At 69.5% G+C, this 24,702-nt stretch carries 23 protein-coding genes; 12 read left to right on the forward strand and 11 right to left on the reverse strand.

Annotated elements, in window-relative coordinates; translation table 11 throughout:
• The first annotated feature begins 891 nt into the window (after positions 1-891).
• Both EV278_RS01370 and EV278_RS01375 read left to right on the forward strand, forming a co-directional pair.
• On the forward strand, positions 892-1,104 hold the full coding sequence (locus EV278_RS01370) for a hypothetical protein (protein ID WP_132085917.1): 213 nt from the start codon (positions 892-894) through the stop codon (positions 1,102-1,104).
• Positions 1,105-1,436: 332 nt separating this feature from the next.
• Positions 1,437-3,506 (forward strand): TonB-dependent receptor, encoded by a 2,070-nt coding sequence (locus EV278_RS01375; protein ID WP_132085919.1) that lies wholly within the window; start codon positions 1,437-1,439, stop codon positions 3,504-3,506.
• A 143-nt stretch (positions 3,507-3,649) separates the two neighbouring features.
• Here EV278_RS01375 and pgi read toward each other — a convergent pair whose 3' ends face one another.
• On the reverse strand, positions 3,650-5,269 hold the full coding sequence (gene pgi, locus EV278_RS01380) for a glucose-6-phosphate isomerase (RefSeq protein WP_132085921.1): 1,620 nt from the start codon (positions 5,267-5,269) through the stop codon (positions 3,650-3,652).
• 111 nt (positions 5,270-5,380) lie between these two features.
• Between pgi and EV278_RS01385 the strand changes: the two genes are divergently transcribed.
• Both EV278_RS01385 and EV278_RS01390 read left to right on the forward strand, forming a co-directional pair.
• On the forward strand, positions 5,381-5,875 hold the full coding sequence (locus tag EV278_RS01385) for a hypothetical protein (protein ID WP_132085922.1): 495 nt from the start codon (positions 5,381-5,383) through the stop codon (positions 5,873-5,875).
• Positions 5,876-6,025: 150 nt separating this feature from the next.
• Entirely contained in the window at positions 6,026-6,763 is a 738-nt protein-coding gene (locus tag EV278_RS01390; protein WP_165916488.1) for a DUF1353 domain-containing protein, read from the forward strand.
• Positions 6,764-6,914: 151 nt separating this feature from the next.
• Here the strand turns inward: EV278_RS01390 and EV278_RS01395 are convergent, their stop codons facing one another.
• On the reverse strand, positions 6,915-9,095 hold the full coding sequence (locus tag EV278_RS01395; RefSeq protein ID WP_132085924.1) for a thioredoxin family protein: 2,181 nt from the start codon (positions 9,093-9,095) through the stop codon (positions 6,915-6,917).
• 123 nt (positions 9,096-9,218) lie between these two features.
• On the opposite strand from EV278_RS01395, the gene EV278_RS01400 reads away from it, so the two are divergent.
• Positions 9,219-9,611 carry an acyl dehydratase gene (locus EV278_RS01400; protein WP_132085926.1) on the forward strand — a complete coding sequence of 131 codons (393 nt, stop codon included), beginning with the start codon at positions 9,219-9,221 and terminating at the stop codon, positions 9,609-9,611.
• A 112-nt stretch (positions 9,612-9,723) separates the two neighbouring features.
• Here EV278_RS01400 and EV278_RS01405 read toward each other — a convergent pair whose 3' ends face one another.
• On the reverse strand, positions 9,724-10,518 hold the full coding sequence (locus EV278_RS01405; protein WP_132085928.1) for a SapC family protein: 795 nt from the start codon (positions 10,516-10,518) through the stop codon (positions 9,724-9,726).
• Positions 10,519-10,715: 197 nt separating this feature from the next.
• On the opposite strand from EV278_RS01405, the gene EV278_RS01410 reads away from it, so the two are divergent.
• On the forward strand, positions 10,716-11,528 hold the full coding sequence (locus tag EV278_RS01410) for a phosphatase PAP2 family protein (RefSeq protein ID WP_132085930.1): 813 nt from the start codon (positions 10,716-10,718) through the stop codon (positions 11,526-11,528).
• Between the two features lie 27 nt (positions 11,529-11,555).
• On the opposite strand, the gene EV278_RS01415 is transcribed toward EV278_RS01410, so the two are convergent.
• Positions 11,556-13,184 (reverse strand): cisplatin damage response ATP-dependent DNA ligase, encoded by a 1,629-nt coding sequence (locus tag EV278_RS01415; RefSeq protein WP_132085932.1) that lies wholly within the window; start codon positions 13,182-13,184, stop codon positions 11,556-11,558.
• Positions 13,185-13,281: 97 nt separating this feature from the next.
• Here EV278_RS01415 and EV278_RS01420 point away from each other — a divergent pair, with 97 nt between their 5' ends.
• Together EV278_RS01420 and EV278_RS01425 are read left to right on the forward strand one after the other, a co-directional pair.
• The gene (locus EV278_RS01420) at positions 13,282-14,247 is read left to right on the forward strand and encodes a DUF2167 domain-containing protein (RefSeq protein ID WP_132085934.1); all 966 of its coding nucleotides are present in this window, start codon (positions 13,282-13,284) and stop codon (positions 14,245-14,247) included.
• 199 nt (positions 14,248-14,446) lie between these two features.
• Positions 14,447-14,857 (forward strand): PaaI family thioesterase, encoded by a 411-nt coding sequence (locus tag EV278_RS01425; protein ID WP_132085936.1) that lies wholly within the window; start codon positions 14,447-14,449, stop codon positions 14,855-14,857.
• 10 nt (positions 14,858-14,867) lie between these two features.
• On the opposite strand, the gene EV278_RS01430 is transcribed toward EV278_RS01425, so the two are convergent.
• Positions 14,868-15,875 (reverse strand): ligase-associated DNA damage response exonuclease, encoded by a 1,008-nt coding sequence (locus EV278_RS01430; protein WP_132085938.1) that lies wholly within the window; start codon positions 15,873-15,875, stop codon positions 14,868-14,870.
• Between the two features lie 51 nt (positions 15,876-15,926).
• On the opposite strand from EV278_RS01430, the gene EV278_RS01435 reads away from it, so the two are divergent.
• The 3 genes from EV278_RS01435 (at position 15,927) to EV278_RS24205 (ending at position 17,154) form a co-directional block, all read left to right on the forward strand.
• On the forward strand, positions 15,927-16,427 hold the full coding sequence (locus EV278_RS01435) for a PaaI family thioesterase (protein ID WP_132085940.1): 501 nt from the start codon (positions 15,927-15,929) through the stop codon (positions 16,425-16,427).
• Positions 16,424-16,843, forward strand: a complete 420-nt coding sequence (locus tag EV278_RS01440) for a PaaI family thioesterase (protein WP_057185443.1) — start codon at positions 16,424-16,426, stop codon at positions 16,841-16,843. The genes EV278_RS01435 and EV278_RS01440 overlap by 4 nt, the downstream gene beginning before the upstream one ends.
• 212 nt (positions 16,844-17,055) lie before the next feature.
• Complete coding sequence (locus EV278_RS24205) at positions 17,056-17,154, forward strand: hypothetical protein (RefSeq protein ID WP_243692036.1); 99 nt, start codon at positions 17,056-17,058, stop codon at positions 17,152-17,154.
• Positions 17,155-17,194: 40 nt separating this feature from the next.
• Here the strand turns inward: EV278_RS24205 and EV278_RS01445 are convergent, their stop codons facing one another.
• Positions 17,195-18,121 (reverse strand): histone deacetylase, encoded by a 927-nt coding sequence (locus EV278_RS01445; RefSeq protein ID WP_132085942.1) that lies wholly within the window; start codon positions 18,119-18,121, stop codon positions 17,195-17,197.
• Positions 18,122-18,200: 79 nt separating this feature from the next.
• On the opposite strand from EV278_RS01445, the gene tesB reads away from it, so the two are divergent.
• A complete protein-coding gene (tesB, locus tag EV278_RS01450; RefSeq protein WP_132085944.1) occupies positions 18,201-19,055 on the forward strand; it encodes an acyl-CoA thioesterase II in 855 nt (284 codons plus the stop codon).
• Positions 19,056-19,154: 99 nt separating this feature from the next.
• On the opposite strand, the gene rimM is transcribed toward tesB, so the two are convergent.
• From rimM to EV278_RS01475, 5 genes are all read right to left on the reverse strand, one after another.
• A complete protein-coding gene (rimM, locus tag EV278_RS01455; protein ID WP_132085946.1) occupies positions 19,155-19,733 on the reverse strand; it encodes a ribosome maturation factor RimM in 579 nt (192 codons plus the stop codon).
• Between the two features lie 66 nt (positions 19,734-19,799).
• Positions 19,800-20,306, reverse strand: a complete 507-nt coding sequence (rpsP, locus tag EV278_RS01460; protein WP_132085948.1) for a 30S ribosomal protein S16 — start codon at positions 20,304-20,306, stop codon at positions 19,800-19,802.
• A gap of 24 nt (positions 20,307-20,330) precedes the next feature.
• Positions 20,331-21,866, reverse strand: coding sequence for a signal recognition particle protein (ffh, locus tag EV278_RS01465; protein ID WP_132085950.1), 1,536 nt, complete (start codon positions 21,864-21,866; stop codon positions 20,331-20,333).
• A gap of 190 nt (positions 21,867-22,056) precedes the next feature.
• Complete coding sequence (locus EV278_RS01470; RefSeq protein WP_132085952.1) at positions 22,057-22,449, reverse strand: VOC family protein; 393 nt, start codon at positions 22,447-22,449, stop codon at positions 22,057-22,059.
• A 95-nt stretch (positions 22,450-22,544) separates the two neighbouring features.
• Complete coding sequence (locus EV278_RS01475; RefSeq protein WP_132085954.1) at positions 22,545-24,680, reverse strand: M10 family metallopeptidase C-terminal domain-containing protein; 2,136 nt, start codon at positions 24,678-24,680, stop codon at positions 22,545-22,547.
• Between the last annotated feature and the right edge of the window lie 22 nt (positions 24,681-24,702).

Consider the following 24,702-nt stretch of genomic DNA (forward strand, 5'->3'; position numbering starts at 1 on the left):
GCCGGCATTGCCTAAGGTGCCGATTTCCTCTCGCCAACTCGACAACCACACGACCGCGCCGGTCGGGACCCAGCCTTACATCTCTCGTAGGCAGCAGCGTGCCGGGCTGGGCAGGTCAGTCAAGGACCGGCCGTCGGCCGGCCGCGACGCGGCGACGCGGAGCGTCGTCCTTGAGTGACCTGCCCAGCCCGGCGATCGTCTCCGCCGTGAGATGTAAGGCTGGCTCCCCTTCGTGGGCGAAGGGGGCGAGGTCGGTCCAGCCGGCCGACTCAGCAGGTGTTTAGGGGATAGGCCGCGCTCCATCCCCGCCAGACGCGCGACGAAGCCCAGCAAACTCAATGCCTTGCAGAAAAATCAGCGTCACCAGCGCCGCCGCGCTCGGACACCGGCCATACTGGTCCTCGCCCCACCACCGGGGAGGCCGTCCAGCTGGCGACCTGGCGGGTGGCGGGGGCGGTCGAGCGGGAAGCGTCCGCCGGCCGGCGTCGCAGGGTCCCGGTGGACCGGTCGGCGGAACGTGGGGGGCCCTGGATGGGGCCTCGGGCGGGCCGGACCGGGCGGCGGGATCAAGCCCTCGGCGCCGAACGGCGACACGCGGCAGGCGCGGGCTGAAATCGCCCGCGCGGTCCGGACGGGGTCGTCGCCCCTCCGCCCGGCCCATTTAAGCAAAGAATGGGGCCTCCATCGGAGCGGGTTAAAACCCCGCGCCCCGAAGGCTCTCGTCCACCGGCCGCGCGGAGCGCCCGTGACGTGTCGAAACGGTACTCTCCAAAACAACATTCCGGGCATGCCCCGGGCGCTTCGCCGCCTCCCCATCCCTCAGCGGGTTTCCGCGTGAGCGCGCGGACGCTCGCCCCACCGCAACCTGACCAGCCCTTCAAGGAGACTCCCATGAGCAAGTTCAAGCCGCCCAGGCCCGCCAACGACCATCTGTCCGCCTTCGGGGGCGGCGACGACCCCGACCAACTGACGGACGCGGAGATCGACGCCCGGATCGAGGCCGCCGAGATCGCCCGGCGACGGGCCCTGAAGCTGGGGCTTCTGCGGATGTTGGAAACGCCGCTGCCCAGCGCGGCGCGGGAGACGGGCCCGGACCGCCGTTGATGGCGCGTCCGCCCGGGCGTCGTGCAGGCTTTGGGGACACGCCGCGAGGGCGTGTCCCTGGCGTTGCCCCTGGCGTCGTCCGTTGTCACTTGCCCCCACCTGGCCGCTTCGCGGCCTGTCCGCCCCCATAGGGGGCGGAGCCGTCGCTTCGAGACTTTCGCCGCGCTTCATAAGTCTTACTGGCGCTTTTACTGATTTATCCACAGCCGCTCACAGTCCACCAACATGAACGCCGTGTAATGTGACGTCGAAGTAACCCACCTTTCCGGCTTGTAACTTGAGATGATCGTCCGGGGTCGGCAGTTATCGGGGCATCTGAGGGGATGACATCGATGACCAAGACCACGCTGCTGGCGACCACCGCCGCCGCCCTGCTGTTCGCCGCCGGGACCGCCCACGCCGCCGACGCCGCGCCGCAGGCCGCCCAGGTTCCGGTGCCCACGGGCCCGACCAGCCAGGCGCCGCTGGACGACGCGACCCAGAAGGGCGTGCTGGTCTTCACTCCCGACTTCTTCGCCGCCCAGCGGCCCAACACCGCCCTGGACATGGTCGACCGGGTGCCCGGCTTCACGGCCGACGACGGGGCCGGGACCCGCGGCTTCGAGGGCGCGGTCGGCAACATCCTGATCAACAACAACCGCCCGGCCTCGAAGAACGACGCCGGGACCGACGTGCTGGAGCGCACCCCGGCCAGCCAAGTCGACCGCATCGAGCTGATCCGCGGCGGGGCGCCGGGCATCGACATGCAGGGCTATTCGGTCGTCGTGAACGTGATCCTGAAGACCGCCGCCAGCCGCCAGTCGATCGTCACCTGGAACGCCGGCCTGTTCGACGGCGGCCACGACGTCTGGGGCGGCAGCTACCAGTTCACCGCCAAGAGCGGCGAGCGCAGCTGGAGCGTGCTGCTCAGCGACGGCACCTCGACCAGCGACTCCAACGGCGTGGGCCGCAACATCCGCCGCGACGCGGCCGGGGCGGTGCTGCGCGACGAGGCCTTCATCAACGACAGCTGGGGCGGCGGCGACTCGGCCCGGGTCAACTATTCGGGCCCGCTGGCCGGCGGCAAGGTCGAGGCCACGGCCGAATACGGCGTCCACGACTGGCGCGAATGGCAGAAGATCAGTTCGCCGGGCGTGCTGCGCACCAGCGACTACGCCGAGGACACCAAGTCGGGCGAGCTGGGCGTGACCTATATCCGCCCCCTGAAGCCGAAGTGGACGCTGGAGGCCCGGGTCATCCACCAGTTCGAAAGCTTCGACGACGTGGCCACCGGCGCCGACAGCCAGGCGGGCCTGGACCAGCGCTTCACGGCCAAGGGCGACTCCTCGGAATCGATCCTGCGGGCCCTGGTCCGCCACGAGCGCGGCGCCGGCCTGACGATCGAGGCGGGCGGCGAACTGGCCTACAACATGCTCGACACCCACCAGACCTATGCCGAGAACGGCGCGCCGGTCGACCTGCCCAGCGCCTCGGTCAAGGTGGAGGAGCTGCGCGGCGAGGCCTTCACCAAGGCCACCTGGCGGGTCAATCCCAAGCTGACCCTGGAGGGCGGGGTGCGGCTGGAGACCTCGACGATCAAGCAGTCGGGCGACGCCTCCAACAAGGAAAGCTTCTTCTACGCCAAGCCGCGCTTCCAGGCGACCTGGACGCCCAAGGCCAACCACCAGGTGCGCTTCCGCTTCGAGCGCGAGCTGGGCCAGCTGGACTTCGAGGACTTCGCCGCCTCGTCCGACCTGGACGACGGCAATGTCTATGGCGGCAATGTCGACCTGCGGCCCGAGCAGCGCTGGATCTCGGAGATCACCTTCGAGCGGCGGTTCTGGGGCGAGGGCATCGTCTCGATCGGCTATCGCCACGACGAGATCATCGACGTGATCGACCGCCTGCCGCTGGACGGCGGTCTGTCGGCGGTGGGCAACATCGGCAACGGCACGCTGGACCGGCTGTCGGTCAATATCGTGGTCCCGACCGACAAGTGGGGGATCAAGGGCGGCCGCTTCACCTTCAAGAACGACTGGAACGAGACCCACGTCACCGATCCGACCACCCACAAGGACCGTCCGATCTCGGAGGTCCGCCCAACCCAGGCCAATATCGGCTTCCAGCAGGACATCGCCTCGTGGAAGACCCAGTGGGGGATCAACTGGCTGCCGAAGCTGGGCCGCGACACCTTCGACCCCGACCAGACCGGCGGCTGGCGCGGCGCGGCCTATTTCGAGACCTTCGTCGAGTACAAGCCGACCCCGACCCTGGCCCTGCGGGCCCAGCTGAACATGTGGGACGACTTCGTCATCCGCCGCACGGTCTATGCCGACCGCGACACCCGGGCGGTGGCGTTCAGCGAAGAGCGCGACATCAACCCGCGGACCTTCTGGACGCTGCGGCTGAGGAAGACGTTCTGAGGGGCCGGATCACTTGCCCCCTACGGGCCTTCGGCCGTCTTCCCCCGGAGGGGGAAGAGCGCTGTGGTCGACGCTGTGCGGCTCCGCCCCCTATGGGGGCGGACAGGCCGCGAAGCGGCCAGGTGGGGGCAAGTGGGAAAACCCTACTTCTTCAACCGCCCGATCAGCGCCGAGGTCGACGGATCGTGCGCGCCCGCCACGCCGCTCTCCAGCTCGGGCAGGATGCGGCCGGCCATCACCTTGCCCAGCTCCACGCCCCATTGGTCGAAGCTGTTGATCCCCCAGATCACCCCCTCGACGAAGGTCTTGTGCTCGTAGAGGGCGATCAGGGCGCCGAACGCCTGGGGCGTCAGGCGGTCCATCAGCACCAGGGTCGAGGGCCGGTTGCCGGCGAAGGTACGCTGCGGGGCCAGGGTGGCGATCTCGGCTTCCGAGACGCCCTTGGCCTGGAGCTCGGCGACCACGTCCGCCGTGGTCCGCCCCACCATGAAGGCCTCGGCCTGGGCCAGCAGGTTGGACAGCAGCTTCTCGTGCATGCCAACCGGGCCTTCGTCCGACTTGGCGACCCCGATCAGCTCCATCGGCGTGATGTCGGTCCCCTGGTGCATGCACTGGAAATAGGCGTGCTGGACGTTGGTGCCCTCGTCGCCGAACACCACCGTGGCCGTGCCGCGCTTGACCGGCTGACCGTCCGGCCCGACCGACTTGCCGTTGCTCTCCATCTCCAGCTGCTGGAGGAACGAGGCCAGGCGGCGCAGGCGGTGCGAATAGGGCACAACCGAGCGGGCGCGGCGGTCCAGGCCGTTGCGGTTGAACACCTGGGCCAGGGCGATCAGCACCGGGGCGTTGGCTTCCAGCGGGGCGGTCCGGAAGTGCTGGTCCATCTCGGCCGCGCCGTCCAGGAAACCCTGGAACACGTCCCAGCCGCAGGCCACGGCCACCGACAGGCTGACCGACGACCACAGCGAATAGCGGCCGCCGACCCAGTCCCAGAAGCCGAACACCCGGTCGTCGGCCACGCCGAAGGCGGCGGTCTTGTCCAGGGCGGTGGAGATGGCGGCCAGGTGGGCGTTGGCGCCGGTCTCGCCCAGGGCGGCGGCCAGCCAGGCGCGGGCCGCGCCGGCGTTGGCCAGGGTCTCCTGGGTGGTGAAGGTCTTGGAGACCACGATGACCAGGGTCTGTTCCGGGTCCATGTCGGCCGTGGTCAGGGCGAACTCGGCGCCGTCCACATTGGCCACGAAGCGCAGGTCGATCGACGGCTTGACCGGCCGCAGGGCGTCCCACAGCAGGCGGGGACCCAGGTCGCTGCCGCCGATGCCGATGTGCAGGATGGCCTTGAACGGCTTGCCGGTCGCGCCCTTGATCGCGCCCGAGCGGACGGCCTCAGCAAAGGCTTTCATCCGGGCGCGGACGGCCTCGACCTCGGCCATGACCGGAACGCCGCCGGCCTTGACGTCGACGTCGGCCCTGGCGCGCAGGGCGGTGTGCAGCACCGCGCGGCCTTCGGAGGAATTGATCGCCTCGCCGCCGAACATCGCCGCCCGGGCGCCTTCGACGTCGGCCGCGTGGGCCAGGTCGAGCGCGGCCTCGAGGCCGGCCTCGTCCCAGGCCTGCTTGGAAAGGTCGATGTGCAGGCCGGCGACGTCCAGGGTCAGGGTTTCCAGCCGCCGGGGCTCGGCGTCGAAGAACTCGACGATGCGCTTTTCGCCGGCGGCCTTGGCGGCGGCTTCCAGGCGGGTCCAGGCGGCGTCGAGATCGGCCATGCGGGCGTTCCTTTCGGTGCGGTTGGTAAATCGGCGTTTACCCGGGCGGGCTTACCAAACCCCTGCCGCCGCGTCATGAAGACCAATGACGTTTTTCGCGGGGAGAGCTCCATGTCCTGTGACGCCGTCGCCTTTTCCGCCATGCTCTGGCTGGCTTCGTTCAGTCCTGACGCAGCCCAGGCCGGCCCTGCTCCGGCCGTGGTCCAGCCGGGCCAAGCCCCGCCTTCGGTGGCGGGCGAGCCGCTGTTCATCGACATCGTTGGCCGGGCCAAAAAGCTGAAGGCCCAGACCGAGGCCTACCGCGCCGCCCTGCCCAAGGACCCCGCCGGCGTCGCCCAGGCCTTGAAGGGCTGGGACGCCTTCGGCCTCAAGATCGGCGAGCTGTCGGACCTGGACATGAAGGGCCACGTCACCCTGAAGGCGCGCGGGGCGGTCGACGACCTCAAGTGCATCCTGCGCGGCATCAGCCAGGACCTGCCCGAAAAGCTGAAGGCCGTCTCGGAGGCAAAAACCGTCAAGGACCAGGACCTGGCCCTGCGGGACATGGTCTATCTGCTGAACGACAATGTCGAGGTGATCACCGCGCCCCCGCAGCCGGCGGCCTGAGGCCGCAAGCCCCCTCGGTCGCGTCGCGACAGCTCCCCGAAGGGGAGATCCACGCGGTAAGGATCGGCGGCCACGACTTCGCCACCGGCGCTTGTTAAGGCGCAGCTTGCCATCCAGAAGGTCGCCTCCTCCCGAGCCCGCCCGCCGATCATGTCGCCAAAGTTCAAATCCGCCGCCGCCCTCGCCGCCAGCCTGGTCCTGGCCGGCTGCGCGACCGAGACCAAGACCACGGTCTTCGTGCCGGTGGTCGCCCCGACCCCGCCCAGTTCGCTGACCCCGCAGCCGGTGATGCTGTTCAACCAGACCAAGGACGGCCGCAAGCTGTTCACCCTGGACGCCGAGTTTCCCTATTGCGACGTCGAGACCGGCAAGCTCATCGTTGTTCCCCGCTGGTACGTCACCGACTTCGCCAGCGTGCCCTGGTACGGCCAGGGGTTCATCGACCCCCAGGGGCCGACGGCGCGAGCCGCCATCGTCCACGACTGGCTCTACACGATCGGCGAGCCGGGCAAGCGCGAGGAGGCCGACGCCATCTTCCTGCGGGCCATGCTGAAATACGGCGTGCCGCCGTTCCAGGCCAACATCGCCTACAAGGCCGTGCGGATCGGCGGCGAGAAGGGCTACGGCCTGCCGACCGACTGGCGGTTCACCGATCCCAAGCGCCAGGACCTTTTCCAGCCGCCGCCGTTCCCCAAGCCCAGGACCGGGGCGGTGCGGATCCTGCCGCGCTGCCAGGGCTTCGGGGCGCTGATCCAGTCCGGCTGGCGAGCCTATCCGCTCAAGGCCCCGACCGTGGTCACGCCGCCGCCGGTGGTGGTGACGCGGACGCCGCTGGACCAGGTGCGCGAGCGGCTGCCTTTCGGGGGCAAGAGCGAGAAAAGGAAGTAGAGAGGCGGCGCGCTTGCCCCCACCTGACCGCTTCGCGGTCTGTCCGCTCCCATGGGGGGCGGAGCCGCAGGGCGTAGAACCTTGAGGCTCTTCCCCCTCTGGGGGAAGACGATCGCGAAGCGATCCGTAGGGAGCAAGCGACGGATCGCCGCTATCCCTTCGCCGCCTTCTCCACCGCCTCGATCACCAGCCCCTCGGTCAGCAGCTGCGGCAGGATCACCGGGTCGCCGCCGCCCTTGGGATAGACCAGGTACAGCGGCACGCCGGCGCGGCCGTGCTCGGCCAGGGCAGCGGCGATCGTGGCGTCGCGCTTGGTCCAGTCGGCGCGCAGCAGCACGGCGTCATTGGCCCTGAACGCGTCGACCAGGCGCTGGCCCTTCAGGGCGGTTCCTTCATTGACCTTGCAGGTGACGCACCAGTCGGCGGTGAAGTCGACCATCACCACCTTGCCCTGCCCTTGCAGCTCTTTGACCGTCTCCGGGCTCCACGGCTCGGCGCTCAGACCGGGACCAGCGGAGATCTCGGTCGAAGCGGCGGCGGGAGCCGAGGCGGCGGGCGCGGCCCGGACGCCGGCCGCCACCAGGGCCAGGGCGGCCACCAGAAACAGGGCCGCCAGGACGAAGGGAACGACCGCGCCCTTGCCCTCGATGCGGCGGCCCTGCCCCAGGCCGTAGAGCCAGGCGGCGAAGGCGACCAGCACGCTGGCGGCCAGCAGGGCGGCCAGCGGGATCGATCCCGTCTGCTGGCTGTAGACCCAGGCCAGCCAGGCGGCCGTGGCGTACATCGGGAAGGCCAGGCCCTTCTTCAGCACGTCCATCCACGGGCCGGGACGCGGCAGGCGGGCCAGCAGGCCGGGGATGAAGGCCAGCAGCACGAACGGCGCGGCGAAGCCAATCGCCAGGCCCAGGAACACCAGCAGGGCGGCCAGCGGCGGCTGGGTCAGGGCGAAGCCCAGGGCCCCGGCCATGAACGGCGCGGTGCAGGGGGCGGCCACGACCACCGCCAGGGCGCCGGTCAGGAACGAGCCGCCCAGGCCCGAGCCGCCCGCGCCGGCCGCCACGCCCTGCACGGAGGCCCCGACCTCGAACACGCCGGACATGTTCAGGGCCACCAGCAGCATCAGCAAGGCCAGCCCCGCGACCACCGCCGGCGACTGCAGCTGGAAGCCCCAGCCGACCGCCGCTCCGCCGGCTCGCACGGCGATCAGCAGGCCGGCCAGGACCAGGAAGGTCGCCACCACCCCGGCCAGGAAGGCCAGGCCCTGGACGCGGGTCCGGCCGGCGTCGTGGGCGTGGGCGGTCAGGCTGGCGGCCTTCATCGACAGAATCGGGAAGACGCAGGGCATCAGGTTGAGGATCAGCCCGCCGAGGAAGGCGAAGGCCAAGGCCAGAGGCAGGCCCAGGCCCGCGCCCTCGGCGGCGCCATGCGCCTTGGCCGGCGCGGCCGGCGGCGCGCCCAAGCCGCCGGCCTCGGGGGGAAGCGCCCCCGGCGTGGCGGTAATCTCGTAGGCCGCGCCGTTCAGGGCCAGCACCCCGGCCAGCTCGGTCGGCTTGGTCTCGGCCTGAGTGAAATCGTAGCCGGGGGTCAGCGACAGGGTCAGGCCTTCGGGGCCGCGCTCGATCGCCTGCTCGGGCGGGTGCTCGATGACCTTGCCGGAATAGGGATAGAAGAACGCGCCCGACACGTCGGCGCCCTTCAGCGGCGCGCCGGTCACGGCCAGCTTCAGCACCGAACCCTCCAGCTGGAACACCGCCTTCAGCCCGGCCGGCTTGGGGGCCTTGGCCAGGGTCTGCGCGACCTTGGCGCCCCACTTCGGGTCGGCCTGGGGCGCGCCCGCCACGACCGGCAAGGTCAAGGTGACGACCGCGTCCTCGGGCACGCAGACCTGCTCGCAGACCAGGAAGGCGGCGGCGGCCTTCAGGGTGACGACCGACCCGACCTGGGCGCTGGCCGGCACGCTGATCGGCACGGGCAGCAGCACCTCGCCGGTATAGGCGAAGTCCAGCAGCGGCCCGACGCGGCTCTTCTCCGGCGTCGGCCAGACGATGTCGCCGGCGGTCCAGCCGGCCGGCAGGGTCCAGACGATGCGGGTGGCGTCGCCGGCGTCGCCCGGATTGCGCCAATAGGTGTGCCAGCCGGGCTGGATCTTCTGGCGCAGGGCGACATAGACCGTCGAGCCCGGCGCGGCGCCGGCTTCCTGCGAGACCAGCTCGACCTCGATGTGGCCGGTCTGGACCGGATCGGCCTTGGCCGCGCCGCCCAGGCCCGGCACACCGGCGCACAGCAGGATCACCAGGGCCGGCAGGACGGCGAACAATCTGCGGAGCGGCATGAACAGGTTCCGAACGCGGCCAGGAAGAACGCCAAGACACATGGCTTGTCCAAGCGCTCTCGACAATGGCCAAGCCGTCGTGATCAGGTCCAGGACCCGCGTTCGCAACAGAGTCGCCCGTCCATGCCCGCTTCCTTCGACGACATCGAGATCGGCCAGGTGGTCACGCTGGGAACCACGGTCGTCGACGGCAAGGCGCTGGAGGCCTTCTGCGCGGCCTTCCAGCCCGGCTGGCCGGCGGCCAGCGGCGCGCCCGACACCATGGTCTTCGCCATCTGGTCCAAGCTGGACGCCGAGGCCAGCGCCGCCTGGCCCCAGACCAAGCGGGTCGGGGTCGACGCCCTGCGCTGGCTGCGCAACCCGCCGGCCGGCGAACTGCTGCGCGGCCGCATGACGGTGATGGGCAAGGACCCGGTCGGCGACGGCAAGGGCATCGTCATCGCCCAGCACGACCTGCTGGACGAGGCGGGCCGGCTGGTCTTTTCGTGCCTGACGCGGAGCATCTTCGCGCGGTAGGACCCCGGCTGAAGCTGGGGACAGGCACATGTGCCTGTCCCCGACCGCGCAATGAAAAAGGCGGCGGGCTCTCTCGAACCCGCCGCCTCTTCGACGCCGTGAAGCATCCAGCCTAGTTCAGGGCGCCGTTGGCGACCGATTGCTGCTGGCGCAGGGTGGCCAGGGCGATCAGGCGGTCCCAGCCGATCAGCGACACCAGGTGCGCATAGATCTGGGCCAGGGCGCCGCTGGCCTGCAGTTCCTTGATCTTGTCGGCCGGCAGGGCGTTCAGCTTCTCTTCCGAGACGCCGAAATACTCGGCCACGGTCTGGGGCTCGCCGGCCGAGCCGTCGGGATTGACCGGAGTGAAGACGGCCTTCTTCAGCTCGAACAGGTCGTTGTCCTTCAGCAGCTGCACGAACGAGTCGGTGCGGCGGCGCTCGACTTCGAAGTCGTCGCAGAACTTGATGCAGTTCTGGGTGTATTCGGTCGGCTCGCCCTTGGCGTCGAACAGCGGGGTCTGGCCGCCTTCGGCCAGCAGGTCCGAGCCGCGGTCGATGCAGACGATCAGGCGGTCCTGGCTCTCGTCATTGGCCAGGACGAACGGATAGCGGCGGATATAGGCCGGGATGTAGGCGCCCGGCTCGAAGCCGCCGTCGGCCTGGATGAACAGGTTCTCGCCGGTGTTCAGGCCCATCACGGCCAGCGGCACGCGATCCTCGCCGGCGAAGATCACCGGATAGCTGAGGGCGGCGGGGGCGAATTCGGTGACGGCCAGCGGCACGGCGGTGCCGTTCAGGGCGAAGCTGTAGGGCTTGTCCTTGTGGACCAGGGCCAGCTTGGCATGCTGCTCGCGGTTCAGCGGCTCCGGCGAGGAATAAAACAGGACGTTGCCGGAGATGCCGCCGGCGGGTTGGGTCGTTTCCATGAACAGCTCGACAAAAGGCTAGTGAACGGACGCCTATTGCGCTCAGGCGGCCTTTAAAGGTCTGGCGCTTCTAGCCGATCCCGAGGGGCCTCGCAATCGACCCCTCCGCCGCGCGGTCCAGCCCCGCTTCCGCCCCGCAAGCTTGACGCCGCCGCTCGCCGCCGCTCTGTGGGGGGCTGACCGATCGGAGGCCGTCCATGACCCGCACCGCGCTGTTGCCCGCCGTCGTCGCGGGCGTCCTGCTGAGCGGTTGCTCGCCAGCCCAGGGCCTGCTCTCGCCGCCCAAGGCCGCGCCGTACGCCGTCAGTCCCAGCACCGCCAGCTGGGCCAAGCCGCCGCCCGGCTATCTGACGACCGGCATAAACCTCGACGGAGCCTTGATCGTCGGCCCGCCGCCGACGCCGGACTCGCCGCGCGGCAAGGCCGACCGGGCGACCTTCGAGACGACGCGCAAGCTGGCGGGCACGCCGGCCTGGAACACGGCCATCGCCGACGCCGACCTGTCCGGCGTCCATGGCTTCAGGAGCTTCTCCTGCGCGGCCGGGGTGACGATCGGGCCGGACGCCACCCCGACCCTGGCCAGGCTGCTGTTGCGGATGACCGACGACGCCGCCACCCTCTACCAACCCGCCAAGGCCGCCTTCCAGCGCCCGCGCCCGCCGGTCGGCAACACCAGGCCGATCTGCGTGCCGCGCGAAAAATGGATCGAGACCGACGGCTCCTACCCATCCGGTCACGGCCTGATCGGCTGGTCCTGGGCCCTGGTGATCTCCGAGGTCGCCCCCGAGCACGCCAGCGCCGTCCTGGCCCGCGGCCGCGACTTCGGCGACAGCCGCGTCGTCTGCGGCGTGCATTATCCCAGTGACATCGAGGCGGGCCGCTATCTGGGTTCGGCTCTGGTCTCGCGCCTGCACCAGGATCCGGCGTTCATGGCCGACCTGGCCAAGGCCAGGGCGGAGGTGGCCGCGTCCCGGGCCAACGGAGCGCCGACGGGGTGCTCGGCCGCGTAGGTCGGCTGGGCGGCGTCCGAACGGGTCTCAATCCAGCATCCGCTCCAGCGTCGAAAGCGCGTCGGCCTCGCGGGAGGGCTTGTCCCAGCGAATGCGGTTGATGCGCGGGAACCGCATGGCCACGCCGGACTTGTGGCGCGTCGAGCGTTGCAGGCCCTCGAACGCCACCTCGAACACCAGGCCGAACTCCAGGTCGGCCCGCACCGAACGCACCGGCCCGAACCGCTCGATCGTATGGTCGCGCACGAACTTGTCGATCTGCTTGAGCTCCTCGTCGGTGAAGCCGAAATAGGCCTTGCCCACCGGGGTCAGCATACGCTGGCCAAGATCGTCCTCGCGCCAGACGCCGAAGGTATAGTCCGAATAGAAGCTGGACCGCTTGCCGTGGCCGCGCTGGGCGTACATCAGCACCGCGTCGATCAGGCGAGGGTCGCGCTTCCACTTGAACCACGGGCCCTTGGGACGGCCCGGCTCGTAGACGCTGTCCCAGCGCTTGAGCATCAGCCCCTCGGCGATGGCCGGGTCGCCCTCCGGCGGCTGGGCGCGCAGGGCGGCCAGTTCCTCCCAGGTTTGGAACGGTTGGATCGGCGACAGGTCGATGCGCGGACCCGCCGCCCCCGCCTTGGGAATTTGCGCCACGAACGCTTCCAGCCGTTTGCGTCGCTCGCCGAACGGCAGGCCGCGCAGGTCGGTCTCGCCGTCCAGCAGCAGGTCGTAGGCCCGGATCCCGGCCGGGAAAGCCTGTAGCTGCTTGCCATCGACCGTCTTGCGGTTCAGCCGCTGCTGCAGGTCGCCGAAGCTGGCCACGGCCCCGTCGCGCATCACCAAGAGCTCGCCGTCGATCGCCCCCTCGAAGGTCAGGGCCTCGACCACGTCGGGGAAGGTCGCCGAGATGTCGTCGCCGGTGCGGGTGTAGAGCCGCTTCTGGCCGCGCTCGCTGACCGCCTGGACGCGGATGCCGTCCCACTTCCACTCGGCGGCGTAGTCGGCGGGGTCCAGCTTGGCGAAGTCGGCCGCCTCGTCGATCGCCTGAGCCAGCATGACCGGTCGGAACCGTCCAGGCGCGTCGGGCGAGGGCTGCTCCGAGCGGCCCTCCAGCCAGGCGAACAGGTCGCCATAGGGCGGGGTCATGGCGTGCCAGACCTCCTCGACCTGGCCGATCTCCACCTGGCCGAAATCGGCGCAGGCCTGCTTGGCCAGCCGCGCCGAGACGCCCACCCGCAGGCCGCCCGTCATCAGCTTCAGCAGCGCCCAACGACCGTCGGCGTCCAGGGCGTCCAGCCAGCCCTCGATCAGCCGCTGCACCTCCGACCGTGACGCCGTGCGCAGGCTCTCGACCACCTCCGACAGGTCCGGCTCGCGGTTGGCGCCGGGCTTTTCCGGCCAGACCAGGGCGACGGTCTCGGCCAGGTCGCCGACATAGTCGTAGGACCAGGCGAACAGCTGGGGGTCCATCCGGCTCTCCACCGCCTTGCGGATGAAGGCCGGCTTGGCGGCGTTGAACGACAGCGCTCCGGTCAAGGCCGCCAGCACCCAGCCGCGCTCGGGATCGGGAGTCTCGCCCAGGAAATCCTTGATCAGGGTCAGCTTGGCGTTGCGCGAGCTGGTCAGGGACAGCCGGTCGAGAAGATGGGCGAAGGCGCGCATGGTGGCCATTCAACGCGCGAGATCGCGTGGGGGCCAAGCTTTTCCCTTATGGTCAAGCTCCCGGCGCCGCGCTAGCCTTGGCTGAGTTGTCTGGGGGAAACACGTCTTGCGTCAGTTCGAAGCCGCCGTCGCGGCCACGGTTCTCTGCATCGCCGCGCCCGCGTTCGCGGCCGATCAGCCGTCCACGCCGCCGCCGGTCACGGCCTCGGCGCCGGACCTGTCCTGGCAGGACAGGCTGGAACACCACACCGGGGTCATCGACCTGCCGCAGGCCAAGGCCCGGCTCAATCTCGGGACCGACTACTACTATCTCGACGCCGCGGCTTCGCGGCGCGTGCTGGTCGAGGGCTGGGGCAATCCGCCGGACGCCGCCGACGGCGTGCTCGGCATGATCTTTCCCGCGCGTTTCAAGCCGCTGGACGGACCGTCCTGGGGCGCGGTGATCACCTACCAGGATTCCGGCTATGTCGCCGACAAGGACGCGCGCGACACCGACTACGACAAGCTGCTGGACGACCTGCGCAAGTCCGAGCCCGACGACAACGCCGAGCGCGAGAAGGCCGGTTACGCCAGCCTGCACCTGGTGGGCTGGGCCGAGCGGCCGACCTATGACGCCGCCCGGCACGTGGTGATCTGGGCGCGCGAGCTGAAGGCCGGCAACGCCTCGGTCGACACCCTGAACTACGACATCCGCCTGCTGGGCCGCAAAGGCGTGCTGAGCCTGAACGTCATCTCCAGCATCAACGACCTGCCCGAGGTGCGCGCCGCCGCTGGTCACATCGCCGACCAGGCCGCCTTCGTGCCGGGCCAGACCTACGCCGACTTCCGCAAGGGCCAGGACAAGATGGCCGAGTACGGCGTCGCCGGACTGATCGCCGCCGGCGTCGGGGCCGCCGCCGCCAAGAAGCTGGGCCTGCTGGCGATCCTGGTGGTGTTCCTGAAGAAGGGCGCCGTGCTGCTGGTCGCCGCGTTCGGCGCCGTCGCCGCTTGGTTCCGCCGGACCTTCCTGGGCCAGAAGGACGTCGCCGCGAAAAGTTCCAAGCCACCGAGCGGGCCGGACCTGATCTCCTAGAGCATCGCGCGGAAAAGTGGACGCCGGTTTTCCGCAAAGCGATGCGAAAACAAAAATCTAGAGCAGATCGTGCGATTCCTATATCGCGCGATTTGCTCTAGTCGAACGGGAAGGAGGACGGTTTCAGTCAGAAGGTCGGCCTTGCGGTCAATTCGAACATCTGTTTGCATTGACCTGTCCAGCTGGACCGGAGGCGACCTTGATCCCGCCCGAACCCTTCGTTCCGCATCCGCGCAAGAGCCCGCTGACCACGCCGTGGGAGCCGATCTTCGCCGACGTTCGTGAGGATCGCTGGATCCTGGCCGTCGAGGTGCGCGAGCCGCACACCAATTCGCGCGGCGGCCCGCACGGCGGCCTGATCGCCGCTCTGGCCGACAACGCCATGGGCCTGTCCTGCGGGGTGATGCTGAGCCGGCTGAACATTCCGAGCCAGGGCCTGGTCACCCTGTCCCTGGGGCTGGACTACATCGCCGCCGCCCAGATCGGCCAATGGCTGGCCTTCGACACCGACTTCATCAAGCCGGGCAAGAGCCTCTGCTACGCCGAGGCCACGGTGCGGGCCGACGACAAGCCGGTGGCCCGGGCGCGGGCGACGTTCAAGGTGGTGTGAGGCCAAGCCTCTACTCCCCCTCCTCCTCGTCATAGCCCACCAGCCGCAAAGCCCGGGCCGGTATGCCCTGCAGCTCGCACCAGCGCTCCAGCGCCTCCTCGCGGCCGTGGGTGATCCACACCTCGCCGGGCCGCAATTCGTCGAGGGTGGCGGTCAGTTCGTCCCAGTCGGCATGGTCGGAGATGATCAGCGGCAGCTCCACGCCGCGCTGGCGAGCCCTGGCCCGCACCCGCATCCAGCCGCTGGCGAAGCAGTCGACGGGATCGGGGAACCGCCGCGACCAGCGGTCGGCCAGGGCCGAAGGCGGGGCGACGATGATCGCGCCCTCGAAGTCTTTCTTCGTGCCTGTGGTGGCGGGCGCGAGAAGGCCGAGATCGACGCCGTGGCGGCCGTAGAGCCGGTTCAGACGGTCCATCGCGCCGTGCACATGGACCGTCTTGTCCCATCCCGCCTCGCGCAGCAGGCGGATCACCCGCTGGGCCTTGCCCAGGGCGTAGGCCCCGACGATGTGCGAACGCTCGGGAAACTGCTCGACGGACTTCAGCAGAGCGGCCACCTCGCCCTTGTCGTCGGGATGGCGGAATACCGGCAGGCCGAAGGTCGCCTCAGTCACGAAGACGTCGCAGGGCACGGGCTCGAAGGCCGGGCAGGTGGGATCGCGGCGGCGCTTGTAGTCGCCGGAGACGACGATGGTCATGCCCTTCCAGCGGATGACCGCCTGGGCCGAGCCCAGCACGTGGCCGGCCGGGACCAGCCCGACCTCGACGCCGTTGTGGGTGAAGGTCTGGCCATAGGCCACCGCCTGGCGGCGGCCAGCGAAGTCCTCGCCGTAGCGCTCGGCCATGATCGCCAGCGTCTCCGGGGTGGCGGCGACCACGCCATGTCCGGCCCGGGCGTGGTCGGCGTGGCCGTGGGTGATCACGGCCCGGTCCACCGGGCGGACCGGGTCGATATAGAAGTCTCCAGGCGGGCAATAGAGCCCGTCGGGCTTCGGACAGATCAGGTCCTGAGGCTTCATCGGCTGGATATGGGAACGCGCGCGGCTATAAACCTATCCCAGGAGCCTTGAATGAACACAGATCCGAGCGCGGGCGAACAGCATCGGCTGATCGCCAACACCATGAACGAGGGCAGCCCCCAGGCCCGGGCCCTGGGGTTTCAGACCCTGGAAATCGGCGGGGCCGTGGCCATCCTCAAGGTGCCCTATCGGCCCGAGATCGTCGGCGATCCGGAGACCGGGGTGATCGCCGGCGGGGTGGTCACCACCCTGCTCGACCACGCCAGCGGCCAGGCGGTGCACGCGGCGATGACCGAATGGACCTCTATCGCCACCCTGGACCTGCGGATCGACTACATGCGGCCGGCCCAGCCGGGGCGTGACGTCCTGGCCCGCGCCCATTGCTACAAGCTGACGCGCTCGGTGGCCTTCGTGCGGGCGGTGGCCTACGAGGACGCCCCCGACGACCCGGTGGCCGCCGCCCAGGCCGTCTTCATGCTGGATTCCAGCGCCGGCAAGAAGGCGGGCGCCAACCTCAAGCCGCCCCGGTCCAGGACGGAGGGCGCGGCATGAGCGACGCCGACAGCCGCCTGAGCGCCGTGCTGGGCTCGATCCCGTACGCCCGGTTCATCGGCATGCGCGCCGAACTGGCCGGCGACGAGATGACCGCCATCCTGCCGTTCTCCGACCGGATCATCGGCAATCCGATGCTGCCGGCCATCCACGGCGGGGTGCTGGGCGCCTTCATGGAGATGACCGCCCTGGCCCAGCTGTCGGTGGCCGAGCCCCTGAAGCGCCAGCCGCGCACCATCGACATCTCGATCGAGTACCTGCGCTCGGGCCGTCCGCTGACCACCTTCGCCCGCGCCAGGATCAACAAGGTCGGCCGGCGGATCGCCAATGTCCATGTCGAGGCCTGGCAGGAGCAGCGCGCAGCCCCGATCGCCGCCCTGCGCGGTCATTTCCTGCTGACCGCGGCGGAGGATTGACCCTAACCGAAGAACGCCGGTTGGAAAGGTGAAAGTTTCCGGAGAAACGGTTTCAATCAACCACATTACACCTCTGTAATGCCGAATACCGGAGACAACGTTTCTTAAAAACGCTTCATGAAGCAAAGGTAACGGGTATTCACCATCCCGCGGGCCTATATCCCTGATCACCGGACGCGGACGGCGCGCCGGACCAACAGGGAACCAAGACAATGACCTTCTCGACCAACGCCTTCTCGGGTTTCGCCAGCATCGTTCTGGCCATGCTGCCCCTCGTCGTGATCGCCGGTTCGCTCGTCACGAGCTTCTAAGTGATCGCCGCGTAGCTCCACCGGGTTCGCGCCCCCTTCTTCAGGGATTGGAGGCGCCCAGCGCCTCGCGGGCCGCCCGGTGGAGAAAGGCGTGACGATGCGCCAATCGATCGATGTCGGCGTCGTATCCGCCGCCGATCACCCCGGCCACGGGGATCCCCCTTTCCAGACACGAGCCCAGGACGAACGCCTCGCGCCGCGCGAGCCCCTCGTCGCTCAAGTCCAAACGCCCCAGCTTGTCATCCGCGTGCGGATCGACCCCGGCGTTGAAGAACACCAGGTCCGGCGCCACGCGCGCCAGCAGGTCCGGGAGGACCTCTTCCAGCTTCCGTAGATAGACCCCGTCGCCCGCGCCGTCCGGCAGGTCGATGTCCAGGTCGCTGACCGCCTTGCGGGCCGGGAAGTTCTTCTCGGCGTGCATCGAGAAGGTGAAGACGCTGGGATCGTCGTCGAAGATCCGGGCGGTGCCGTCGCCCTGATGGACGTCCAGGTCGACGACCAGAACCTGACCGATCTTGCCTTCCGCCAGCAGCCGGCGGGCCGCCACCGCCACGTCGTTGAACACGCAGAAGCCCGCCCCGGTGTCGGCCTGGGCGTGGTGGCTGCCGCCGGCGGTGTTGCAGGCGACCCCGTGCTCCAGCGCCAGACGCGCCGCCGCCAGGGTGCCGCCCACGGCCGCCTGGGCGCGCCGGGCCACCGACTCGGTGTTGGGCAGCCCGACCCGTCGCGCCACCTCGGCGGGCAGGGTCAGGTCGATCACTCCGCGCACATAGGCCTCGTCATGGACCAGCAGCAGGCTGTCCAGGTCGATCGGCTCGGGCCGGACGAAGCCGGTCGGTCCGGCCAGGCCTTCGGCCTGCAGCACGGCGGCCAGTCGCGCGAACTTGTCCATCGGAAAGCGGTGCCCGGCCGGCATCTCGGCGCGGAAGGCGGGGTGGTGGACGATCGGCGGAAACGGCGTGGCCATGACGCAACGATGGGAAAGGCGCAGCCCTGACGCAAGGTCACGTCTTGCCCCGCTCGCCCGGCGCGCCTAACCAACCGCCATGCGCACGCCCGAAAACCTCGCCGAAATCCTGACCCTCGAAGCCATCGAGGTGAACCTGTTCCGGGGTGTCAGCCGCAATGACGGCTTTCCCCGCATCTTCGGCGGCCTGGTCATCGCCCAGGCCCTGACCGCGGCCTACAAGACGGTGCCCGACCGCATCTGCCACTCGCTGCACGCCTACTTCATCCGGCCTGGCGACGTGAACGCCCCGGTGCTCTATGAGGTCGAGCGGGCCCGCGACGGCGGCACCTTCACCACCCGGCGGGTGGCGGCCATCCAGCACGGCGAACAGATCTTCAACCTGGCTTGCTCGTTCCAGACGCCCGAAGCGGGGCTGGAGCATCAGAGCGACATGCCCGAAGCGCCCGATCCGGAGAGCCTGCCGACCGACGCCGAATATCTGCGCTCGCTGGGCGACGAGGTGCACCCCCGTTTCGTGAAGATGGCGGAACATCACCGGCCGGTGGACCTGCGCTGGGTCGATCCGCAGCATCCGACCAGGCCGACGCCCAAGCCGTCGACCAAGCAGGTGTGGATGCGGGCCCGCGCGCCGATCGGCGACGACATCCGCTTGCAGCAGTGCGCCCTGGCCTACGCTTCGGACATGGCCTTCATGGAAAGCGCCCTGCGTCCCCACGGGCTGATCTGGACCAGTCCCGGCCTGCAGGCCGCCAGCCTGGACCACGCCATGTGGTTCCACCATCCATTCGACTTCAACGACTGGATCCTGTTCGCGCAGGACAGCCCGTCGGCCTCGCAGGGCCGCGGCCTGGTGCGCGGGCAGATGTTCAGCCGCGACGGCAAGCTGGTCGCCTCGGTGGCCCAGGAATGCCTGATGCGGGTGCGGAAGTAGGCTAGGCGGGCATTTCCAAGATGTCGCATCCTGCGACATCAAGCGTGCGACCTTGGCGGCGAAACTCCTTTTCCTCTCTTGTCGAAGGGAGGGCGCCGATCAGTCGTAATGGCGCTCGGCGTCGCCTTCGTCGCCGGTCGGCTCGGGTCCTTCCGGCTCCCCCACCATGGCGGGCGGATCGGCCAGGACCAGGCCCTCGGCGATCTTCAGCTCGGGCACGGCTGCGCGGGTGAAGGGCAGATACCAGGTCTGGCCGCCCAGGGCCGGAGTGATCTCCAGCAGGTCGTCGGCGCCGAAGTTCTGGACGCTCTTGATCCTGCCGAGCAGGTCGTTGGTCGCCACGTGGCGCACGGTCAGGCCGATCAGGTCGGCTAGGTAGAACTCGTCTTCCTCGGGCTCCGGCAGGGCGGAGCGCGGCACGTAGAGGCGCAGGCCGCGCAGGGCGTCAGCCGCCTCTTTGCTGTCGATCCCGGTGCAGCGGGCGACGACGCCGTCCTTGGCCACGCGGGCGGTGGTCAGCGTCAGGGCGGGCGAGCCGTCCTGGCGCGTCAGCACCTTGAACTTGGTCAGGGTCAGCGGATCTTCGGTATAGGTCGTGATCCGCACCTCGCCGCGCACGCCGAAGCCGCCGGCGACGCGGCCGACCAGGATCAGGGTCTGTGCGGGGGACGAGGTCATGCGGGGCGCGCGCAAAAGAAAACGCCGCCGCCGAACGGATGTCCGGCGGCGGCGCTTCCGAGGGCCTTAGCCTTCGGTGGTTTCTTCCGAAGCCGGGGCTTCTTCAGCGGCCGGAGCCTCTTCGGCGACGACTTCCGGCTCCGGAGCCGGAGCGGCGGCGGCTTCGGCGGCCGCGGCGGCGGCGGCTTCAGCGGCGGCCTTGGCGTCTTCCTTGGCCTGGGCTTCGGCGGCGGCGCGCTCTTCGTCGCGCTGGGCGCGTTCGGCCAGGCGCTCTTGAGCCTTCTTGCCCGGGGCGCCCTTCTGCGGGTTGTTGCCGTGGGCCCAGGCGGTCAGGCCTTGGGCGGCCAGGAAGCGGGCGACGCGGTCGGTCGGCTGGGCGCCCTTCTTGAGCCACTCCTGGATGGACTCGACCTTCAGGGTCACGCGCGCGGCGTCGTCCTTCTTGAGCAGCGGGTTGTAGGTGCCGACCTTCTCGATGAAGCGGCCGTCGCGGGGCGAGTGGCTGTCGGCGACGACGATCGAGTAGTAGGGGCGCTTCTTGGCGCCGCCACGGGCGAGACGGATCTTCAGCATTGTCGTAGTCCTTGGTCTAAAGTTCTATTTCTTGAACGGGTTGAAGCCGGGGGGCAGGCCGCCCAGTCCGGACAGGAGGTTGGGCTTGGCGTCGCCGCCGCCCCCGGATCCCGGAAGACCGGGGAGCCCCGGAAGGCCGCCAAGGCCCCCCGCGGAATTCGGATCGGGCGCGGCCATCTTGCCGCCGCCCATGGCCTTGAGCCGGGACATGTCGCCGCCGCCCATCATGGCGGCCATGCGGGCCATGCCCTTGCCGCCGTCCTTGCTCATGGCCTTGAACATGTCGGCCATCTGGCGGTGCTGCTTGAGCAGGCGGTTGACCTCGGCCACGTCGACCCCGGCGCCCGCCGCGATGCGGCGCTTGCGCGAGGCCGCCAGGATGTCGGGCTTCTTGCGCTCCAGCTTGGTCATCGAGCTGATGATCGCCTGCTGGCGACGGAAGATGCTGTCGTCGATGCCGCTTTCGGCGATCTGCTTCTTGACCTTCTGGACGCCCGGCAGCAGGCCCATGATGCCCTGCATGCCGCCCATCTTCTGCATCTGCGAGAGCTGGGCCGACAGGTCGTTGAGGTCGAACTGGCCCTTGGCCAGCTTCTTGGCCATGCGCTCGGCTTCGGCCACGTCCAGGTCCTGGGCGGCCTTCTCGACCAGGGCGACCACGTCGCCTTGCCCGAGGATCCGGCCGGCCACGCGGCGGGCGTCGAACACGTCCAGGGCGTCGATCTTCTCGCCGGCCCCGAGGAACTTGATCGGCAGGCCGGTGACGTGGCGCATCGACAGCGCCGCGCCGCCGCGGCCGTCGCCGTCGGCGCGGGTCAGGATCAGGCCGGTCAGCGGCAGGCGCTCGTGGAAGGCTTTCGCCGTGCGCACGGCGTCCTGGCCGGTCAGGCTGTCGGCGACCAGGATGGTCTCGGACGGCGTGGCGATGCGGGCGATTTCCGCCGCCTCGCTCATCATCGCCTCGTCCAGGGTGGTGCGGCCGGCGGTGTCGAGGATCAGGACGTCGTAGCCGCCCAGCTTGGCGGCGGTCAGGGCGCGCTTGGCGATGTCGGCGGCGCTCTGGCCGGCGACGATCGGCAGGCTCTCGACCTCGACCTGCTTGGCCAGCATGGCCAGCTGTTCCATGGCGGCCGGACGGCGGGTGTCGAGCGAGGCGACCAGCACCTTCTTGCGCTCGACCTTGTTCAGCCGCAGGGCCAGCTTGCCGGTGGTGGTGGTCTTGCCCGAGCCCTGCAGGCCGGCCATCAGGATGACCGACGGCGGGTTCAGGGCCAGGTTCAGGCCGGTGGGAACTTCGCCGCCCAGCATGTCGACCAGGCCGTCATAGACAATCTTGACCACCTGGTCGGCCGGCTTGACCGAACGGATGACCGCCTCGCCGGACGCGCTTTCCTTGGCCTTGCTGATGAAGTCCTTGACCACCGGCAAGGCGACGTCGGCTTCCAGCAGGGCGACGCGGACCTCGCGCAGCGCCTCGTCGATGTCCTTCTCGGACAGCACGCCGCGACCGCCGAGGCGGTCGAAGACCCCTGAAAGTCGCTCTGTAAGGCCGTCGAACATGCGAAACCCACGTCAAAACAATGACCAAACGCGATCAGCCCCCGTGGACGATCACGTCGACGGGGGTCCTCGCCGTCCTCGTCCGGATGGATCCTGGGCTACCAGGCCGGGGTCGTGACGGTGGAGGCGCTGCTGATGAAGCGCCGGAAGCGCGCGCTTATGCACGAAAGGGAGCAGGGAGTCAAAACGATCAGCCCCGCAGCTCCAGCCCGTTGCCCTCGGGATCCGACAGGTAGAGCGACACCGCCTCGCCGGTCGAGCCATAGCGTTCGCCGATGTCGCCGATCGCCACCCCGTTAGCTTCCAGGTGGGCGCGCACCGTGTCGACGTCGAAATCGGCCACCCGCAGGCACAGGTGATCCATGTTGCGGCCCTCGGGGCCCGGCGCGGCGCCGCCCATCCGGCCCAGGCGGCCGGCGACGTCGATCAGGTCGATCAGCTGGGCGCCGGCCCGCAGCTGCACCAGGCCGATGGCGTCCTGCCGCCGTTCGACCGCGCAGCCCAGCACCTCGACATAGAACCTTTCCATCGCCGCGGGGTCGCGGGCGCGGATCACCACGTGGTCGATGCCGAGCAGGCGCATGACGAGGTCCTCGGGCGGAAAGGCGTCGCTGAGCTATTCATCGGCAGTCCCGTCGGCAAGGCCGGCCGTCACGGAGGGACGGCCGGCCTTGCCGCTCAGAGCAGCCAGCCGTCGGTCGACAGGCTGGCGCCCGAGACCAGCACGGCGAAGTCGGAATGGGCGTCGCCGTCCAGGTCGCCCCAGATGACCGAGGCCCGGCCGAACAGGCCCGCCAGGGCGTAGGCCCCCAGGTCGACCCCGCCCAGGGCGGCGACCGCGCCCAGCAGGCTGGAATAGGCGCTGACCATCAGCTGGCCGACCCCGCCGGCGGTCCAGCTGGACACCAGCGAGAAGGCCTGGTCGCCGTCCAGGGCGGCGTTGGCGTCCAGGGCGCTGAAGTCGAACAGGTCGCCGCGGCTGTAGTCGGCGACATAGTCGATCGACAGCTTGTCGCCACCGAACGCGGCGGCGTCGAAGGCGAAGACGTCGGCGCCGCTGCCGCCCAGCAGGATGTCGAGGCCCGCCCCGCCGTTCAGCCGGTCCGCGCCCGAACCGCCCAGCAGGACGTCGTTTCCGCCGGCCCCGAACAGGCGGTCGGCCCCGCCCTCGCCGCTCAGCAGGTTGAAGGCGTCGTTGCCCTCGATCAGGTTGGCCGAGCCGTTGCCCGTGCCCAGGGTCGCGTCGCCGGTCAGCTTGAGGTTCTCCAGGTTGACGGACAGGCTGTAGTTGATCGCGCTCCAGACGGTGTCGACGCCGGCGGCGGCGAGTTCGGTCACGGTGTCGCGCCAGCTGTCGACGACATAGCGGTCGTCGCCGGCCCCGCCGGTCATCCGGTCGGCGCCCGCACCACCGTCCAGCACGTCATTTCCCAGGCCGCCGATCAGGACATCGGCCCCGTCGCGGCCCTCCAGCGTGTCATTGCCGGCGTTGCCGGTCAGGGTGTTGGCGGCGGTGTTGCCGATCAGCCGGTCCGAGCCGGAGCCGCCGACGCCGTTCTCGATCGTGACGCCATAGGCGATGCCGACATTGTCGGTCAGCCGGCCGACCACCGGGTTGGCGGCCAGCAGGGCCATGTTGGACGTGTAGGTCGCCAGGGACACTGGAGCGTAGCCCGCCGCCGCCCGGTTGGCGTTGACCTGCTCGAACGACGGGGCGGTGTCGTAGGTCACCCCGCCGATGCTGCTGAGCGAGCCGGGGGTCAGGTCGATCAACTGATCAGTCGCGTAGCCCGAGGCGTCCAGGGTGTCGATCCCGCCGGCGTCCCAGATGGCCATGACCGGGGCGGGCGTCTTGGTGAAGTCGTAGGAGTCGCGGCCGGCGTTGCTGTTGAAGCCGTAGGTCGTGTCGCCCGTGCGGGTGGTCATGTCGGCGCCGTAGATCGCCTGGATGGCGGCGATGTCGTGCACCAGCGGGGTCGAGGCGTAGACGGTGGTCGAGAGGTTGAAGTCGAAGTGCCGCGCCCCGGTCTCCGAGGCGGCGAAGTAGGACATGATGCTGTAGGCGCGGCTATCCTGGTAGTATTCGGCGTTGGCCGTGTAGGTGATGCTCACCCCGGGGGCGGCGTTATAGTCGCCAGGATGCTCCAATCCCAGGGCGTGGCCGCTTTCGTGGGTCAGGGTGTGGATGCCGTAGAGCCCCTCGTCCAGCTGGAAGTTGCTGGGCTGGTTGGCGCTGACCCAGACGTCGCCGGCGATCAGGTCGGCGTTGTCGGGCGTGTAGTCATAGGGCAGGTAGGCGTAGGCCTGGGTGCCCGGCCGGTTGGTGTAGTTGGCGAAGGTGATGTCGGCCTGTTCGGGCGCGGTCTCCACCAGGGTGGGGGCGATCAGGTCGTCCCAGCTGGCCATGGCCTCGCGGGCGGCCGCCTTCTGGTCCTCGGTGAATGGAGCGAAGCCGAAATATTCGGGCCGGCCATAGAGCTGGCCGCCCTCTTCATAGACGTAGGGCTCGGCGAACATGCTTTCGGCGGTGTGGAAGCCGAAGTTCAGCACGCTGACGTCGCCGTCGCGGGGTACGGCGTGCTCGACATGGCCCGGCGTCCAGCCGGCGCCGCCGCGATTGAGCTGCTCGATCACCTGCTCGATCGTGAACACCGGCTTGTCGCGGATCGTGCCGCCCTGGCCGTCCACCGAGGCGTTGACCGGCTCGACCGAGACGTCCAGCGCCGGCGCGACCGCGTCGGTCGGCCCCTGGAACACCGGGAAATCGATGTCCCGGTGGAGGTCCTGGTCCAGGCTTTCGTCGTGGAGGCGCATCGGTCTTTCCGTTGGCTGGTGT

The organism is Caulobacter sp. BK020 (genome assembly GCF_004342605.1).
Classification (GTDB): Bacteria; Pseudomonadota; Alphaproteobacteria; order Caulobacterales; family Caulobacteraceae; genus Caulobacter.

Coding starts and splice junctions, on each gene's coding strand:
- EV278_RS01445 (WP_132085942.1), bottom strand. CDS start 18,121: ATGGCCACGCCGTTTCCGCCGATCGTCCACCACCCCGCCTTCCGCGCC.
- rpsP (WP_132085948.1), bottom strand. CDS start 20,306: ATGCTGAAGATCCGTCTCGCCCGTGGCGGCGCCAAGAAGCGCCCCTAC.
- pgi (WP_132085921.1), bottom strand. CDS start 5,269: ATGGCCGATCTCGACGCCGCCTGGACCCGCCTGGAAGCCGCCGCCAAG.
- EV278_RS01440 (WP_057185443.1), top strand. CDS start 16,424: ATGAGCGACGCCGACAGCCGCCTGAGCGCCGTGCTGGGCTCGATCCCG.
- EV278_RS01470 (WP_132085952.1), bottom strand. CDS start 22,449: ATGCGCCTGCTCGGCATCGACCACGTGGTGATCCGCGCCCGCGACCCC.
- EV278_RS01390 (WP_165916488.1), top strand. CDS start 6,026: ATGTCGCCAAAGTTCAAATCCGCCGCCGCCCTCGCCGCCAGCCTGGTC.
- EV278_RS01385 (WP_132085922.1), top strand. CDS start 5,381: ATGTCCTGTGACGCCGTCGCCTTTTCCGCCATGCTCTGGCTGGCTTCG.
- EV278_RS24205 (WP_243692036.1), top strand. CDS start 17,056: ATGACCTTCTCGACCAACGCCTTCTCGGGTTTCGCCAGCATCGTTCTG.
- ffh (WP_132085950.1), bottom strand. CDS start 21,866: ATGTTCGACGGCCTTACAGAGCGACTTTCAGGGGTCTTCGACCGCCTC.
- rimM (WP_132085946.1), bottom strand. CDS start 19,733: ATGACCTCGTCCCCCGCACAGACCCTGATCCTGGTCGGCCGCGTCGCC.
- EV278_RS01430 (WP_132085938.1), bottom strand. CDS start 15,875: ATGAAGCCTCAGGACCTGATCTGTCCGAAGCCCGACGGGCTCTATTGC.
- EV278_RS01370 (WP_132085917.1), top strand. CDS start 892: ATGAGCAAGTTCAAGCCGCCCAGGCCCGCCAACGACCATCTGTCCGCC.
- EV278_RS01475 (WP_132085954.1), bottom strand. CDS start 24,680: ATGCGCCTCCACGACGAAAGCCTGGACCAGGACCTCCACCGGGACATC.
- EV278_RS01400 (WP_132085926.1), top strand. CDS start 9,219: ATGCCCGCTTCCTTCGACGACATCGAGATCGGCCAGGTGGTCACGCTG.
- tesB (WP_132085944.1), top strand. CDS start 18,201: ATGCGCACGCCCGAAAACCTCGCCGAAATCCTGACCCTCGAAGCCATC.
- EV278_RS01405 (WP_132085928.1), bottom strand. CDS start 10,518: ATGGAAACGACCCAACCCGCCGGCGGCATCTCCGGCAACGTCCTGTTT.
- EV278_RS01375 (WP_132085919.1), top strand. CDS start 1,437: ATGACCAAGACCACGCTGCTGGCGACCACCGCCGCCGCCCTGCTGTTC.
- EV278_RS01395 (WP_132085924.1), bottom strand. CDS start 9,095: ATGCCGCTCCGCAGATTGTTCGCCGTCCTGCCGGCCCTGGTGATCCTG.
- EV278_RS01415 (WP_132085932.1), bottom strand. CDS start 13,184: ATGGCCACCATGCGCGCCTTCGCCCATCTTCTCGACCGGCTGTCCCTG.
- EV278_RS01410 (WP_132085930.1), top strand. CDS start 10,716: ATGACCCGCACCGCGCTGTTGCCCGCCGTCGTCGCGGGCGTCCTGCTG.
- EV278_RS01435 (WP_132085940.1), top strand. CDS start 15,927: ATGAACACAGATCCGAGCGCGGGCGAACAGCATCGGCTGATCGCCAAC.